The organism is Psychroflexus sediminis (genome assembly GCF_900099815.1).
GTDB classification, from domain to species: Bacteria; Bacteroidota; Bacteroidia; order Flavobacteriales; family Flavobacteriaceae; genus Psychroflexus; species Psychroflexus sediminis.
Genome location: NZ_FNCW01000003.1, coordinates 118,041 through 132,851, shown reverse-complemented (window position 1 = coordinate 132,851; position 14,811 = coordinate 118,041). Strand labels below are relative to the sequence as shown.

At 37.0% G+C, this 14,811-nt stretch carries 14 protein-coding genes; 11 read left to right on the top strand and 3 right to left on the bottom strand.

Annotated features, from left to right (window positions below):
* Positions 1-96: 96 nt before the first annotated feature.
* Positions 97-1,575: a carboxypeptidase-like regulatory domain-containing protein gene (locus BLP81_RS03560; protein WP_093365777.1), complete on the top strand. Its 1,479-nt coding sequence runs from the start codon at positions 97-99 to the stop codon at positions 1,573-1,575.
* Positions 1,576-1,779: 204 nt separating this feature from the next.
* Here BLP81_RS03560 and BLP81_RS03555 read toward each other — a convergent pair whose 3' ends face one another.
* Entirely contained in the window at positions 1,780-2,859 is a 1,080-nt protein-coding gene (locus tag BLP81_RS03555; RefSeq protein ID WP_093365775.1) for a CNNM domain-containing protein, read from the bottom strand.
* A 239-nt stretch (positions 2,860-3,098) separates the two neighbouring features.
* Between BLP81_RS03555 and BLP81_RS03550 the strand changes: the two genes are divergently transcribed.
* From BLP81_RS03550 to BLP81_RS03510, 9 genes are all read left to right on the top strand, one after another.
* Positions 3,099-3,557, top strand: coding sequence for a nuclear transport factor 2 family protein (locus BLP81_RS03550; RefSeq protein ID WP_093365773.1), 459 nt, complete (start codon positions 3,099-3,101; stop codon positions 3,555-3,557).
* A 182-nt stretch (positions 3,558-3,739) separates the two neighbouring features.
* Positions 3,740-4,216, top strand: coding sequence for a hypothetical protein (locus BLP81_RS03545; protein ID WP_093365771.1), 477 nt, complete (start codon positions 3,740-3,742; stop codon positions 4,214-4,216).
* A gap of 392 nt (positions 4,217-4,608) precedes the next feature.
* Positions 4,609-4,917, top strand: coding sequence for a hypothetical protein (locus BLP81_RS03540; protein ID WP_093365769.1), 309 nt, complete (start codon positions 4,609-4,611; stop codon positions 4,915-4,917).
* 75 nt (positions 4,918-4,992) lie between these two features.
* Positions 4,993-5,604, top strand: coding sequence for a porin family protein (locus tag BLP81_RS03535; RefSeq protein WP_093365767.1), 612 nt, complete (start codon positions 4,993-4,995; stop codon positions 5,602-5,604).
* 215 nt (positions 5,605-5,819) lie between these two features.
* Complete coding sequence (locus BLP81_RS03530) at positions 5,820-6,314, top strand: hypothetical protein (protein ID WP_093365765.1); 495 nt, start codon at positions 5,820-5,822, stop codon at positions 6,312-6,314.
* Positions 6,315-6,504: 190 nt separating this feature from the next.
* Positions 6,505-7,539, top strand: a complete 1,035-nt coding sequence (locus tag BLP81_RS03525; protein WP_093365763.1) for a sensor histidine kinase — start codon at positions 6,505-6,507, stop codon at positions 7,537-7,539.
* Complete coding sequence (locus BLP81_RS03520) at positions 7,536-8,285, top strand: LytR/AlgR family response regulator transcription factor (protein ID WP_093365761.1); 750 nt, start codon at positions 7,536-7,538, stop codon at positions 8,283-8,285. Before BLP81_RS03525 ends, BLP81_RS03520 begins: the two co-directional genes overlap by 4 nt.
* A gap of 42 nt (positions 8,286-8,327) precedes the next feature.
* The gene (locus BLP81_RS03515) at positions 8,328-8,834 is read left to right on the top strand and encodes an NADPH-dependent FMN reductase (RefSeq protein ID WP_093365758.1); all 507 of its coding nucleotides are present in this window, start codon (positions 8,328-8,330) and stop codon (positions 8,832-8,834) included.
* A 58-nt stretch (positions 8,835-8,892) separates the two neighbouring features.
* A complete protein-coding gene (locus BLP81_RS03510) occupies positions 8,893-9,600 on the top strand; it encodes a DUF2490 domain-containing protein (protein ID WP_093365755.1) in 708 nt (235 codons plus the stop codon).
* Between the two features lie 87 nt (positions 9,601-9,687).
* On the opposite strand, the gene typA is transcribed toward BLP81_RS03510, so the two are convergent.
* Positions 9,688-11,484, bottom strand: coding sequence for a translational GTPase TypA (gene typA / locus BLP81_RS03505; protein WP_093365752.1), 1,797 nt, complete (start codon positions 11,482-11,484; stop codon positions 9,688-9,690).
* 125 nt (positions 11,485-11,609) lie between these two features.
* The gene (locus BLP81_RS03500) at positions 11,610-13,016 is read right to left on the bottom strand and encodes a hypothetical protein (RefSeq protein WP_093365749.1); all 1,407 of its coding nucleotides are present in this window, start codon (positions 13,014-13,016) and stop codon (positions 11,610-11,612) included.
* A 133-nt stretch (positions 13,017-13,149) separates the two neighbouring features.
* Here BLP81_RS03500 and BLP81_RS03495 point away from each other — a divergent pair, with 133 nt between their 5' ends.
* Positions 13,150-14,781: an ABC-F family ATP-binding cassette domain-containing protein gene (locus BLP81_RS03495; protein ID WP_093365746.1), complete on the top strand. Its 1,632-nt coding sequence runs from the start codon at positions 13,150-13,152 to the stop codon at positions 14,779-14,781.
* Positions 14,782-14,811 lie beyond the last annotated feature (30 nt).

Here is a 14,811-nt window from a genome sequence, read left to right as displayed (position 1 = left end):
TAAAAAAACTCAGGATTCCTGACTCTTTTAATTTTGAAAGAGAAAATTTTCCTGTAACAAAGACTCATTGCCAGCGTCTTACTCAAAACCAAACTCATGAAATCTAGCCTTACTCTTGCTCTTTTTATGTTTATATCTGGCGTTTCACTCTCTGCTCAAAGCCTTCGGGGTCGTGTGGTTGAAGCCGGTAAACAGCAGGGTATTCCCTTTGTTACGGTGCAGCTTGGAGATAATTACGGGGTGATTTCCAATGCTGAAGGCTATTTTATACTTCAGCATAAAACAACAGATACTGACTCTCCTCTCATTTTCTCATCCATGGGCTTTGAGACGCTTGAAATTCCTGTAAAGGATTTTACAGACAACCAGGTGATAAGTTTGAAGCCTGCAACCTATGAACTGGACGAAGTCTTATTATTTGACAAACAGTTATCGGCTGAAGAAATCCTTGAAAAGTTTAAAGCCAATGCTAAAGAAAACCACCAGCTCAGCAATGCCAGAGTCCAGGTGTTTTTAAGATCTGATAACGATTATAAAGCTGAAAGGTTTGGGATCGATGTGAAAAAAGCCTCCTTCCTGAGTAAATCAGAACGCAGAGAAATGAATGAGAACATGAAGAATCTGGGGAAAAAGATCACTCAAACCGCATCTACATCTTATAAAGAACGCTTGACTGATATTTATGCTTTTGAAGATACCTTAATCAATCATCACCAGAAAGCGCTCAATTTAATCAATAGAAAAACGACGTTTAACACAGAAGATATTCAGGAACAGGTCTTTTTTGAACTTTTAAGAAGCCTGGAATCTCCTAATTCCTTTAAAGTCAAATCAGGAATTATTCCACTGGACAGGGATTTATCGCTTAATGATCTGCTTGAAGACATGGAAGAAGATCAACTGAAACTGCCAGATACACTTCGTCATAAAAACGCATGGCGTAGCGAATCTTATAAGAAGCATGCTACGCAATTTAACAGTGATTTTTTCACCTCTCCAAAATACTATACTTACGAATTGGTAGGCGTGACCAAAGTGTATGGAGAACCATGTTATCACATCAAATTTTCACCAGATCGCAGAAAAGGAAAATACACGGGAGATTTGTACATCCATACACAGGATTTTGGGATGGTGAGTTATAGGTATGATCTGGAAGAAGGAAGAAAAGCCATGAGTGTGAATTTGAAATTTGTTCTGGGGATAAAAGCAAACACCTTTGCAGACAGCGGGTTTTTAATTTTTTCTAAAAACAGCGACAACATTTACTATCCAAAATACATCAAACAAACGGACGGGGATTATGCTTATATCAACCGCAGTCTTTCTTTTAAAGAAAACAACCCCAACCGAAGCGAGCGTAAAAAAATGACCTTGGAGTTTGAAATGGAGTTCAATTTAATTGAAACTATAGAATATGTAGGCGTTGAATACCAAAGCATCGCTCCGGAACTTAAAAGTACACTGAGTTTTGAGGACTATGTCCTTATAGATGAAGTAGAAGAATACGATGCCGGGTACTGGAAAGACTATAACATCATAGAAGCTACAGAAGCGATAAAGATGTATAAATAAGCCTTGGTTTTTAAGCCCTTAGCCTGTTGTTAGCATTTAGAACCAAAAGGTTTAAAACTCTTTTGAATGCCTCATATTCTTAATTATACCATGCTCAGCTAAAATCTCATGGAAATAAATATTTCCGAAAAAAATAAAACCAACTCACTACTTTAAAGTATAACTCCCTCTCTATAAAATTCGCCCCCGCCTGAGTTTTATCTTTTACGTCTTTTTGTTTTTTAATTTTTTATCAACACTATTTAGAAAGCTGTTTTTCTTTTCTAGTTTTTTCCTCCACAATTCCTTGGCATACTTTTGCATATCCGTAACGGTGTCCTTCTCATCTACTATTTCAAGCCCCAGGATAGTTTCTATAATATCCTCCATGGTTACAATGCCGTCCATTCCACCATACTCATCTATAATAATGGCAATATGTTCCCGGTTTTCCAGAAGTTTTTCCCACAGCGTAAAAAGCGGCATGGTACCAGAAACAGCACTGATTTCGCGTTTCAGGTCCTTAAGCTGATGATGGTATTCTCCTTCAGCCAGCTTTTCAAGTAACTCCTGGCGGAATACGCAACCTGTAATATTATCTTCACTAACGGAGTAAATAGGTAGTCTGGAAAATTTAGTGTATTTCTGATTTTTCAAGAACTCCTTTAAGGTCGTGTCTTCATCTTCTGAAATGACAACTACTCTGGGCGTCATAATTTCTTTGACCATTATATTTTTGAGTCTCAATATATTCTGGATTATTTTGTTTTCCTTTTCAGTAAACAATCCCTCTTTATTACCAATACTGGCCAGAGCAGCAATCTCCTCTCTGCTGGTAGATTTTTCATCTTTATTGCTCGATAACATATTGGTAATCACGGAGGACATCATAACTAAGGGATAAGTCAAGAAAATCATGACTCGAAGGATGTGATAGGACACCTTACTTAATCTTTTCCAGTATCTGGCACCCAGGGTCTTGGGAATGATTTCAGTCAATACCAAAATCAAAAGCGTCAGGATAGCTGAAACTACCCCAAAATAGGCATCCCCAAATACCTTTACAGCCTGAGCCCCTACCCCGGCAGCACCTATGGTGTGGGCGACGGTATTTAGCGAAAGAATGGCCGATAAAGGCTTATCGATTTCTTCTTTGTACTTCATAAAAGATTTGGCCCATACCTGTCCGTTTTCTTTTTTGACAATGAGGAAGGAGCGATTGGTCGATAACAGAACGGACTCCATGATGGAACATAAAAAAGAGACAAACAGCGCTAAAAACAGGTAAGCAAATAGTAAAAACATTCTTTTTTTATCAAAAATAAGACTTGAAAAGGGTTTTATTGCCAATGTTTTGTTATCCGAAGCCTTGAAACTTTACATCCGGTATAATTCTTCTGTTTTATCACGACAATAAAGCAGGTCTTTGGCTTACTGTTTAAAAATAAATCAACTTTCCTGGTGAAATTTAAAAATGCCGTGATAAATCACGAGTCAGGGCCTGGAAGAAAAGCTTTATCTTTAAATTTATAAAATAAAAATCTATGAAACCCTATATCGCCTTACTGAGCCTGATCGTCAGTTTTCAATGTTTTGCTCAGGCTCCGGAAAAAGATAAACCCGAAAAATTAGCTGACCACACTAAAAAACTCAATTTTGACCAAAATCCACGAGCAGTAGTTCAGGCCCAGCTAGAAGCCTATAATTCCAAAGATCTAGAAGCCTTTTTAAATGTCTTCGCGGAAGATGCAGAAGCTTATAATTATGGAGAAGCGGAAGCCTTTATCACCGGGAAACCCGAATTCAGAAGGATTTACGGGAATCTGTTTGACGCTTCTCCAGCGCTTTACAGTGAAGTGATTTCAAGACAAGTTATTGGTAACACCGTCATCGATTATGAATACATAACCGGACGGCAGGGAAACGCTCAACCGCTTTTGCTTGTCGCCATGTATGTTGTAGAAGATGGCAAAATTGTGAGATGTGAGTTTATGAGGGAATAACACAAATTGCGGAATACTTGGTAAAAATGACATTTTAGACTACCTATAAAGAATAGTTTAAACTTATAATTTAAGTCACCCAAGCGCAACTTGTGTTATTCGAAACATTGTGGTGCATTGGAAAAAAAATAAAATTCGGATATAAATAATAGTTCTTGTATTGACAAAAATATTATTAGAAAATGATTGGAAAAATACTAAATACTCAAAACATAAATTATTCTTCAAATCTAAATGGAGATAATTTAAAGCAAAAAATTCAAGACATTTTTGAGAAGAACCACTTAAGTTTTGTCGGTAAATTTACAAGTCAGAGTAGATTTTCAGCTGCTGACAAATGGACCTATATAAAGTGGTACGTACCAAATTTTAAGAGAAAAACGGCTTATTTAAACGGAGAAATAATAAAAACGGGAAAAGGAACTTTGATAAAGTTAAACCTTAAACCAAATCCGGTTGTATCCATTTTTCCTGCCCTTACTATATTGATTGGATTAATTTTAATAATAGTAGCAGAAGTAAATAAGGATAACGCCACAACCTTGAATTTTGGATTAATTTTAATTGCAGTTGGAATTTCATTTTATCTGTTTGGAATGTTTTTGAGAAATAGACTATTAAATAATTTTAAGAAAAATCTGGATTTACAAAAGGTCTGAATCGAAGATGGAAGATAAAAGAGCGTGGAGTAAAAACGCAGCACAACAATGAATGAATTTGATTTCGTCAGGCTGAGTAGACCCCCGACGAAAACTTTAGGCCACCTGACGGAAAGCATAAAAGATCGTCATATTCCATGCTGTTACATTCTAACGGTTAAATATAGGTCGATTTATCAAATTATATTGCCCACAAAATAACTCAAGATTATCGATATGAGACGCTTACACCCTAAGGCAGGGAAAAGGTGAAAATATGACCTCCTATTAGAGCAGAATTGCATTGTGTTTAATTTAAGAAAGGTTGACTTTTCATCACAAATTACAATTAAATCCTCTTTTAATACATACTATAGTACATAACTTTGGCGTTAATATAGAAAATCGGGATTATGAGCAAGACATTGGGTTTGATAGAAGACGTAGCTAATTTTACAAGCGCTGGTACATCTCAAATAACTGTGAATACTTCCAAGGGACTAGAGCAAGTAGAAATAGAGAATATAGCTCAACTGGATTCTGATTATAAAGATTCTGATCTCGGTCGTCTTTATGCAGAATTTCCAGATAATTTTATTAAGATTCAAAAAATAAGATTTCGCGATCAACTCTTCTTTAATTGTTATTTCAACTCCGATGCTAATCTCAGCATTTTGAAGTTCGATGACGAAGGTGCTCTTTTAGATGAAAATCGTCCCTAGTTTCCCTCATAATTTACCCCTGAAGCCCCTGACTTCAATTCCATTTTATTTTAAATCATACAAAACATTTTCAACATGAAACATACGATGAAAACACTTACCTGCGTTCTTATTTTAGGCCTGATGGCTTTTACCACCCAAGCTCAGGAAAATGCTTTTGGGGTAAGGGGCGGACTGAATTTATCTAACTTTTTCACTGAAAACGTGAATGATAAAAATTTACGAAGCGGACTGCATTTCGGAGTCTATTCGAGAAGTCCGCTCATAGACAATTTGCTTTATTTACAAGCTGGTCTCGGATATTCCGGAAAAGGGGCAGAAATTGAAGGTAGCAGCGGTCAGGCTGAGCTCGGCCTTGGTTATTTGGAATTACCTTTTCTGGCTTCTGTTGGAATTGCAGATTTCCTGTTTATAGAAGGTGGAGCTTATGCTTCTTACCTTTTAAGTGCAAATGTTTCTGGTGAAACAGCTGGTGGCTCATCTTTTTCTGATGACATCAGTACGGATAATTTTAAAGACTTTGATTATGGACTCGCTGTAGGAGCAAATACCCATCTGGCCCCACTGGTAGTAGGTGTAAGATATTACTACGGCTTACAAAACATAATCGCCAATGATTTTGCAAATTTTGCAGGAATTGAAGCAAGAAACTCAACCTTTCAGGTTTATGTTGCTTTTGAGTTTTAATTAGAAGAATAAAATAATTATAAGTTGAGCGCATCTTTTAGGTGCGCTTTTTTTATGCTAAACATTGCCTTTTCAGTAATTTAAAGTTTAGAATTATCAAACTGAGCAATAGATGCAAAGCAGGAGATAAAGATTGGCTTAACATTGGCTTAACACTTGTATGATTGTCGACTTGTATGCTTAGATTTACTTACATATAATATAAATATTGATTTATGAAAAAGTTACTTATTGCAGCATGTTTTATCGTTGCCTTTGGTTTTCAATCTCAGGCGCAATCTATTTCTGAACATGCTATTGGATTAAGATTTGGTGGAAATAACGGGTATGGAGCAGAAATTTCTTACCAAAATGCACTGGGAGATAACAACCGCCTTGAACTTGATTTGGGATGGAGAAATAATGATAATTTCGATGCTTTTAAACTGACAGGTTTATACCACTGGGTTTGGAATATAGAAGGAGGATTCAACTGGTTTGCAGGCTTTGGTGCTGGTCTTGGTAGTGTAAGCTACGATAACGGTTATCGGGATGGTGGTTTTGATGATGACAGTGAAGTTTTTGTCTTCGGTGCTGGTAATATTGGTATTGAATATAACTTTGATATTCCTTTGCTTATCGCTTTAGACTTTAGACCAGAAATCGGTTCTGGAGATTATAACAACGATCTGGATTTTGACATTGCTTTAGCGCTGCGTTACCAGTTCTAAGTCTGTAAAGCACTATAACTATCACAAAGCAAAACTTTGTGCAAAGCCTCGAATTCATTTCGAGGCTTTTTTTATGGGAACATTTGAAATTTAAGCTTTATATTCAGTTCATCTTTCAAATTGGTCGATTCATCGAAAACATGATTTTAAAAATGACATTTCAAGTTACTTTTGAATCAAAATAAAAATCATGAAAACAATACAACTTCAACAATTCTATAAATTAGCAGGTATATCTTTAGCAATAGCTGTACTGATAAACTTCATTAATTTTTTGTCTGCAAATTCTATAGATTATTTAATAGATTATAAAAGATTTATCACAAATTTTTCCTCTGCCCTCTTTATAGGAGGATTGAATATGATTTTCTTCACACTTATTCAGAAAAAATATTCCTGGCGTAAAGCTCCATTTATATTGATTCTTCTTGGCATCCCAGGTTCTATGATTTTATCTGTTCTTGGATTTTTTATGGCCAGACTCATCCAAGGTGTTTTACTTTTTGGAATCACTTTTCAAAACTTCATAGCTAATGAAAGCCTATTCAACTATATTTTTGTAGCAATAATTTCGCTTATTGTTAGCCTGGCTTTTCATACCTACTACTTTTACAAATTTGGAGTTGAGTCCGAACTGAAAGTTCAGAAAGAAATTATTGAACATACCAAAGCCAAGCATAAAGCGCTTCAGGATCAGCTCGATCCGCACTTTTTGTTCAACAGCCTGAGTGTCTTAGCCTCCTTAATTGAAGAAGACCCTAAACGGGCTACTGAATTTACCACAAGCCTGTCTAAAGTGTATCGCTACGTGTTGGACCAGCGACAGGAAGATCTGGTAAGTATTTCTTCTGAACTGGATTTTGCCAGAGTCTATTTGAATCTGCTCTCTACCCGGTTTGAAGACAGTTTGGAATACAGCATTGAAGTCCCAGACGAATCTTATGATACAGTTCCGCTTTCTCTTCAGCTTTTAATTGAAAATGCCGTAAAACACAACAAAGTGACAGAAAAGTCTCCATTAATCATCCAGATTTATCAAACTAAAGAACATTTCGTTATTCAAAACAATGCGAACCCAAAGGCTAATGACTCCAAAAGAAACGGAATAGGTTTGATGAACATCAGGAAGCGATTTGAAAGGTATACTGAAAGTCCAATCGAAATTGAAAAAGATTCTGATACCTTTAGAGTAAAATTACCTCTCATTCAAACTCAAAACTTATGAGCAAGATAGTTATCGTAGAAGATGAAAAACCGGCAGCAAGAAGACTTGAGAGAATACTCACTGCACTTGATTATATTGTTTTCAAAAAATTACATTCGGTAGAAGAGGCGATAGAATGGTTTCAGAAAGAACCTAAAGTTGACTTGATTTTTCTAGATATTCAATTGAGTGATGGCTTGTCTTTTGAAATTTTTGAACAGGTCCATATCGAATCCGATTTAATTTTCACGACGGCTTACGATGAATATGCCCTGAAAGCCTTTAAACTCAATAGCATTGACTACCTCCTCAAACCAATTGATAAGGAGGAACTCAAATCAGCTCTTAAGAAGTTTGAAAAGAGAAAATCCTCAGAATCCATCGACGCCAAATTGCTGAAAAGTCTTTTGCTGAAGTCCCAAAACGATGCTGAATATAAGACTCGTTTTTCTGTGAAAGTGGGCGAAAAGCTTAAAACCTATTCCGCCGATGAGATTGCCTGTTTTGAAAGTTCAGATAAGGCGACTTCCCTGGTGACTTATGAAGGAAAGCATTACGTCATCGATGAATCCCTCAACCAGCTTGAGCCTAAATTGTCCCCCAAAGATTTTTTCAGAATAAATCGAAGCCATATCATTCATTATTTGGCAATTCAGGATATGCTGAGCTATTCCACCAGTAGAATCAAAATCAATTTGAAAGCTCTTGACCAGCCTGTTATTGTAAGTCGGGAACGGGTGAAAGACTTTAAAATCTGGATAGGTTAATGTTCTCCATGCTTTTGAAATTGCTTATATTCAACATAAAAAATGAAGATTTTATGTATTTCCGGTTCCGCTTCCAGAGACAGCAGTAATGTCAAATTCCTTAAGGCTATCGCTGAACACCTTTCCGATAAACATACGGCTGAAGTCTACGAAGGGCTTTATCGTTTTCCCTTATTTACGACGGAACGGCTTAATGCCGGAATGCCTGAAATCATAAATCTACTGCGCGATCGTATCACACAGGCGGATCTGGTGCTCATCTCCACTCCGGAGTACAATCACAACATCCCGGCAGTCCTTAAAAACATGCTGGAATGGATAACCGATTCCGGAGAACTCTTTGGAAAAAGGGTTTTGCCCATCACCTTTACCCCCAAAGCACCGCGAGGTGAACACGCCTTAATATCCCTGCAAATGAGCCTTAAGGCTCAACAGGCCTCCATCATTTCTGAAGCCAATTTTTATAAAACAGATGTGGAGTTTGTCGATGACCTCATCGTTTTACCGGAAGATATTAAATTGATGTTTGATGGTCTTTTAGAAATATAAAAGCCTTTATTTTTCTAGATTTACAGATCATTTTTATTCCAAATCAAAACTCATAATAATGAAATATTTATTTCTAAGCCTTGGGCTTTTATTATCGTTTACTGCCTTATCTCAAGTTGAAGAATCCAAACTTGGAAGTTGGTATATGTACTTTTATAATGTCAATTTTGAAGAATCCAATTTTGGTGTCCAGGGTGATTTTCAATACAGAAACTGGAATAGCATTGGAGATTTGGAACAGCTCTTATTAAGGTCTGGAGTTACTTATAGGACTGATGATTCTTCTGTATTATTTACACTTGGCTATGCCAATATTACTACTGGAAGTCCTGGGAGAAGTTCATCGACAATCAATGAAAATAGGATTTATCAAGAAGCTCTTTTCGGCCAAAAGATTTTACAGAGAGTTCATTTGACTCATAGGTTTAGATACGAACAACGCTGGATAGAAAATCAGGATTTTAGAACACGCTTAAGGTATAACCTATTTATCAATGTAGGATTAAATTCAAAAGAGCTTGTGCCTAAAACCTTTTACACCGCTTTTTACAACGAATTATTCATCAATGGAGAACGAAACAATGGTATAAGTGAAGTTGAACTTTTTGATAGGAATCGAACTTACTTTGGGCTGGGCTACATCATAAGTAACAGCGCTAAAGTTCAATTCGGATGGATGAGACAAGAAACGGAAACCTTTTCCAAAAATCAATTACAGTTTAGTTTTCATCATAACTTAAATCTTAAAAATTCTGATCAAAATTAAAGATTAGAAATCGCATAATACAAATAAAAAAAAGAAAGCCTGTTCAAAAATTTGAACAGGCTTTTCAACTTTATATAAAACGATCTGCTAGATGATTTTGAAACGTTTACGATCGGTTTCGGTCAAATAGATTTTACGTATTCTTAAAAAATGTGGGGTTACTTCCACGTATTCATCTTTCTGGATGTATTCCAAAGCTTCTTCCAGGGAGAATTTCTTCGCCGGAACAATTTTAGCTTTATCATCTGCACCGGAAGATCTCACGTTAGATAGTTTTTTAGTTTTTGTGATATTCACAGTCATATCATCAGACCTTGAGTTTTCACCAATGACCTGACCCTCGTAAATCTCTTCGCCCGGGTCTACAAAAAACTTACCTCTGTCCTGAAGTTTATCGATAGAATAAGGAATGGCTTTTCCTTTTTCCATGGATACTAAAGATCCATTCTGACGCTGTGGAATATCCCCTTTAAGCGGTTGAAATTCTTTAAAGCGGTGAGCCATAATCGCTTCACCGGCTGTAGCGGTCATCAACTGGTTTCTTAAACCAATGATTCCACGAGAAGGTATTAAAAACTGAATAGTCATCCGGTCTCCTTTTCCTTCCATGCTCAGCATTTCACCTTTGCGCAAAGTCACCATCTCAACAGATTTCCCTGAAATATTCTCAGGTAAATCGATAGTCAGTTCTTCAATAGGCTCACACTTCACGCCGTCAATTTCTTTGATGATAACCTGTGGCTGACCAATTTGAAGTTCGTAACCTTCTCTACGCATGGTTTCAATCAAAACCGATAAGTGCATAACGCCTCGTCCGAAAACGTTGAATTTATCTGCAGAATCAGTTTCTTCTACCCTTAGAGCTAAGTTCTTTTCCAGTTCTTTAGTCAAACGATCCTTGATGTGTCTGGAAGTCACGAATTTTCCATCTTTTCCGAAGAAAGGAGAATCATTGATCGTGAACAGCATACTCATCGTTGGTTCGTCGATCGCAATAGATTTCAAACCTTCAGGATTTTCGATATCGGCAACCGTATCACCAATCTCAAAACCTTCAAGGCCAACAATGGCACAAATGTCACCAGCCTGAATTTCCTCCACTCTGCGTCTTCCAACACCCTCAAAGGTGTGAAGCTCTTTGATACGAGTTTTAGTAATACTACCGTCACGTTTCACCAATGAAACCGGCATATTTTCTTTTAAAGTTCCCCTGTGCAAACGACCTATAGCGATTCTGCCCGTATAAGAAGAGAAGTCTAAAGACGTAATCAGCATTTGCGTATTTCCTTCTTTTACTTCAGGAGACTCTATATGTTCTATAACCATATCGAGCAAAGGCTCGATATTATCTGTTTTTTCATCTGGACTCTCACTCATCCAGTTGTTCAATGCCGAACCATATACCGCTGGAAAATCCAGTTGCCATTCTTCAGCACCAAGCTCATACATCAAGTCAAATACTTTCTCATGAACCTCATCTGGAGTACAGTTTGGCTTATCGACTTTATTGATGACCACACAAGGCTTAAGCCCCAGGTCCAGAGCTTTTTGAAGCACAAAACGCGTTTGTGGCATAGGTCCTTCAAAGGCATCTACTAAAAGTAAAACACCATCGGCCATGTTAAGCACTCGCTCTACTTCCCCGCCAAAATCGGCGTGACCAGGAGTGTCTATAATATTGATTTTTGTGTCTTTGTAAACTACAGAAACGTTTTTGGAGACAATCGTTATCCCTCTCTCCCGCTCGAGATCGTTATTATCTAGTATAAGATCTCCTGTGGATTCGTTGTCACGAAACAATTTACAGTAATGCATAATTTTGTCCACCAAAGTTGTCTTGCCGTGGTCAACGTGAGCGATAATCGCAATGTTCTTGATATTCATAAAAAGGCGTAATTTTAAGTGTGCAAAGGTAGGCTTATTTTATGTATTAAAAACCGCTTTGGCAAAATGATAGTGGAATGACTTATAAATGGAATAAAAATCTAATAATCAACGATTTAATCCGGTTATCGATTTAACACTTCAAGGATATGACTTTCAAGCTTTGGATCAAATAAACTCAAGGAATTATTAGTCAGGCTATAATTTTCATCTAAAACGTAAACCCGATTGAGATAATTTTTAAAGAATCCATAGGTATTGGGAGGCACATCAGAAACGACCTGAAATTCAGTTTGTGAAGGGTGATTAAATCGCTTGAGCGCATTTCTCCATAAATTGAGATTCTGGAAATCTAAGTTGATACTTATAAAATCGAGTTCAGGGTATTTTTCGCGAAGTTCTTTAATCTTTTTGAGATTGTTTTTTTTACTTTCAAAAGTCAGGGCTGACCAGGTGTACATCACAATCGGCTTAGCTTTTGAAATTTGATAAAGCTGAACAGTATCCATGGCCGGGGTCCTCAGACTCAAATCTTTTAAGTTTTTTCCAACCAGATATTTACTTTGAATAGTCGTCAATTGATGTAGTTCTTCTTTATCCAGGGCAGAAAGATCAAATTTGTCAATCAGGGCCAAGGTTTCTTTCAATTGCTCTTCAGTTTTAGAAAAAACAATCTCCCTTCTGATGAAGCGGTTAAAGAAATTGGATTTCAAATATTCATTGTCAAATAAATCATGAACAAGATTCAGTCGGCGTTTCAAATTTTGATGATCGTTCAAATCGAAGCAATCTCTATTTTCAGTTTCGCAAATTTCGATAGACTTATTTCTTAAGTAATTATCTAAGAACCGCATATAACTGAAATTTGATACCAAATCGGGATGATTAAAATTTACCGCTTCTCTGTAATCAAAATAATAGTCTGGGAACTCGTCAAACTTACTCGGAATATATTTTTTCATCAAAAACGCATAACGCTCTCTCATGTCATAATGCTCATATTCAATCGTGCTTTCCGCTATGTTTTCAAAGTAGGCTGTGAATTCTGATTCTGCCTTTAAGCTTTTAAAATTTTTAAGGCGAAGACTCATGATAGAGTCCGTTTTTTCAATAAAACGCTGTGGGGAAATTTTGTAATATGACAGGATCAGTTCGTTGTCATGTTCGTTCAAAAGAAACATATTGATCAGAAAGTTATTCTCTGCTGAAGAACTCCCGCCAAAACTTAAGGATTCATCGAATTCCAGAGTATTGACTCTCAAAACTGCACTGTCTCCTGGTTTTAAATAAATATTTTGACTCTCCGGATAATGTTTAAAGGTATAAATCGACTCTTCCTCCTGCGCAAACTCGTAACCAAAATTATTATTTGAATCTAAAGGAATGGTGTCAATAACCTCATCATTATGCTCTAAAGTGACATAGCTAGAATTGGGATTGACAACTCGGCCACCAATAAAAGTTAGATCGTTTTCCTGTTCTGAAGAACAACTGAAACAAACCATTAGAAAACCAGCAAAAAGATACTTCATATAATCCATTAACATTACAAAACTAGTTTTACATAAACTGTAAACATGTTAAGCCACCGTTAAAAAAAGCAGGCCAATAATTCTTTAGGCATTATAATAAAATGAGTACTTTTGCAAAAAATTCAGCTTTATTATGCTTTCAGTTTCAAATCTTTCTGTTCAATTTGGTAAGCGCATCCTTTTTGACGAAGTCAATACCAGTTTCACTTCTGGCAATTGTTATGGTATTATTGGTGCTAACGGCGCTGGTAAGTCTACGTTCTTAAATATTATTTCAGGAAAAATGGATCCTACTTCCGGGCATGTTCACCTGGAACCGGGCAAACGTATGTCTGTACTGGAACAGGATCACTCTATGTATGATGATTTTAATGTCCTGGAAACAGTGATGATGGGTAATGAGCCTCTTTTTAAAATTAAAAAAGAGATGGATGATATCTATGCCAAGGAGGACTTCAATGATGCAGACGGCGAACGCGTGGGAGTATTACAAGTTGAATTTGAAGAAATGGACGGATGGAATGCAGAAAGCAATGCTGCGGCCTTACTTTCCAACCTGGGTATAGGTTCCGACCTTCATTACACCCTGGTCAAAGACCTCGATGGCCAACAACGGGTAAGAGTACTTTTGGCCAAAGCGATTTTTGGAAATCCCGATGTGCTGATCATGGATGAGCCTACCAACGATTTGGATTACGAAACCATAACCTGGTTAGAAAACTTTTTAGCCAATTTTGACAATACAGTCATCGTGGTTTCTCACGACCGTCACTTTTTAGATGCGGTATGTACGCATATTTCTGATATTGATTTCGGGAAAATAACTCATTATAGCGGTAATTATACCTTTTGGTATGAATCTTCCCAATTAGCAGCCAAACAAAGAGCCCAGCAAAATAAAAAAGCTGAGGAAAAGAAAAAAGAGCTTCAACAGTTTATAGAACGCTTCAGCGCCAATGTTGCCAAATCCAAACAGGCGACCTCCAGAAAGAAAATGCTGGATAAATTGGATTTTCAAAACATAAAACCCTCCAACAGAAGGTATCCCGCTATTATTTTCGAAAAAGAAAGGGAAGCTGGAGATCAAATCTTACATGCTGAAAACTTATCGGCTAGTATTGATGGCGAGAAGATATTCACCAAGGTTCATGTCAACCTCAACAAAGGAGACAAAGTAGTGATTTACTCAAAAGACTCTAGAGCGACTACTGCATTTTACGAAATCATCAATGGTAAAACCGAACCTGACACGGGTTCTTACAAATGGGGGGTGACTACCAATCAATCTTATCTGCCAAACGACAACAGCGAATATTTTGAAAGTAAACTCTCACTGGTGGACTGGTTGAGACAGTGGGCCAAAACCGAAGAAGAAAGAGAAGAAGTCCACATCCGGGGATTTTTAGGAAAAATGCTTTTCAGTGGAGATGAAGCTCTAAAAACCTGCGATGTCCTGTCTGGTGGTGAAAAAGTAAGGTGCATGGTAAGTCGAATGATGATGACCAGAGCGAATGTCTTAATCTTAGATGAACCTACCAATCACTTGGATCTGGAAACCATTACGGCCTTCAATAATTCACTGAACAATTTCAAAGGAAATATTTTACTGACCACTCACGATCATCAATTTGCACAGACTGTTGGTAATAGAGTGATAGAACTTACGCCAAACGGCATCATCGATAAATTCTCCACCTTCGATGAGTATATGTCTGATCCTAAGATCAAAGAACAGCGTGAAAAAATGTATGCTGTGGGGGTTTAAATCCCGAGCATCGCATAAATCAAAAGCCCT

Excerpts from the sequence above, each read along its gene's own strand:
- BLP81_RS03560 (WP_093365777.1), top strand. The coding sequence starts at position 97 with ATGAAATCTAGCCTTACTCTTGCTCTTTTTATGTTTATATCTGGCGTT.
- BLP81_RS03555 (WP_093365775.1), bottom strand. The coding sequence starts at position 2,859 with ATGTTTTTACTATTTGCTTACCTGTTTTTAGCGCTGTTTGTCTCTTTT.
- BLP81_RS03550 (WP_093365773.1), top strand. The coding sequence starts at position 3,099 with ATGAAACCCTATATCGCCTTACTGAGCCTGATCGTCAGTTTTCAATGT.
- BLP81_RS03545 (WP_093365771.1), top strand. The coding sequence starts at position 3,740 with ATGATTGGAAAAATACTAAATACTCAAAACATAAATTATTCTTCAAAT.
- BLP81_RS03540 (WP_093365769.1), top strand. The coding sequence starts at position 4,609 with ATGAGCAAGACATTGGGTTTGATAGAAGACGTAGCTAATTTTACAAGC.
- BLP81_RS03535 (WP_093365767.1), top strand. The coding sequence starts at position 4,993 with ATGAAACATACGATGAAAACACTTACCTGCGTTCTTATTTTAGGCCTG.
- BLP81_RS03530 (WP_093365765.1), top strand. The coding sequence starts at position 5,820 with ATGAAAAAGTTACTTATTGCAGCATGTTTTATCGTTGCCTTTGGTTTT.
- BLP81_RS03525 (WP_093365763.1), top strand. The coding sequence starts at position 6,505 with ATGAAAACAATACAACTTCAACAATTCTATAAATTAGCAGGTATATCT.
- BLP81_RS03520 (WP_093365761.1), top strand. The coding sequence starts at position 7,536 with ATGAGCAAGATAGTTATCGTAGAAGATGAAAAACCGGCAGCAAGAAGA.
- BLP81_RS03515 (WP_093365758.1), top strand. The coding sequence starts at position 8,328 with ATGAAGATTTTATGTATTTCCGGTTCCGCTTCCAGAGACAGCAGTAAT.
- BLP81_RS03510 (WP_093365755.1), top strand. The coding sequence starts at position 8,893 with ATGAAATATTTATTTCTAAGCCTTGGGCTTTTATTATCGTTTACTGCC.
- typA (WP_093365752.1), bottom strand. The coding sequence starts at position 11,484 with ATGAATATCAAGAACATTGCGATTATCGCTCACGTTGACCACGGCAAG.
- BLP81_RS03500 (WP_093365749.1), bottom strand. The coding sequence starts at position 13,016 with ATGAAGTATCTTTTTGCTGGTTTTCTAATGGTTTGTTTCAGTTGTTCT.
- BLP81_RS03495 (WP_093365746.1), top strand. The coding sequence starts at position 13,150 with ATGCTTTCAGTTTCAAATCTTTCTGTTCAATTTGGTAAGCGCATCCTT.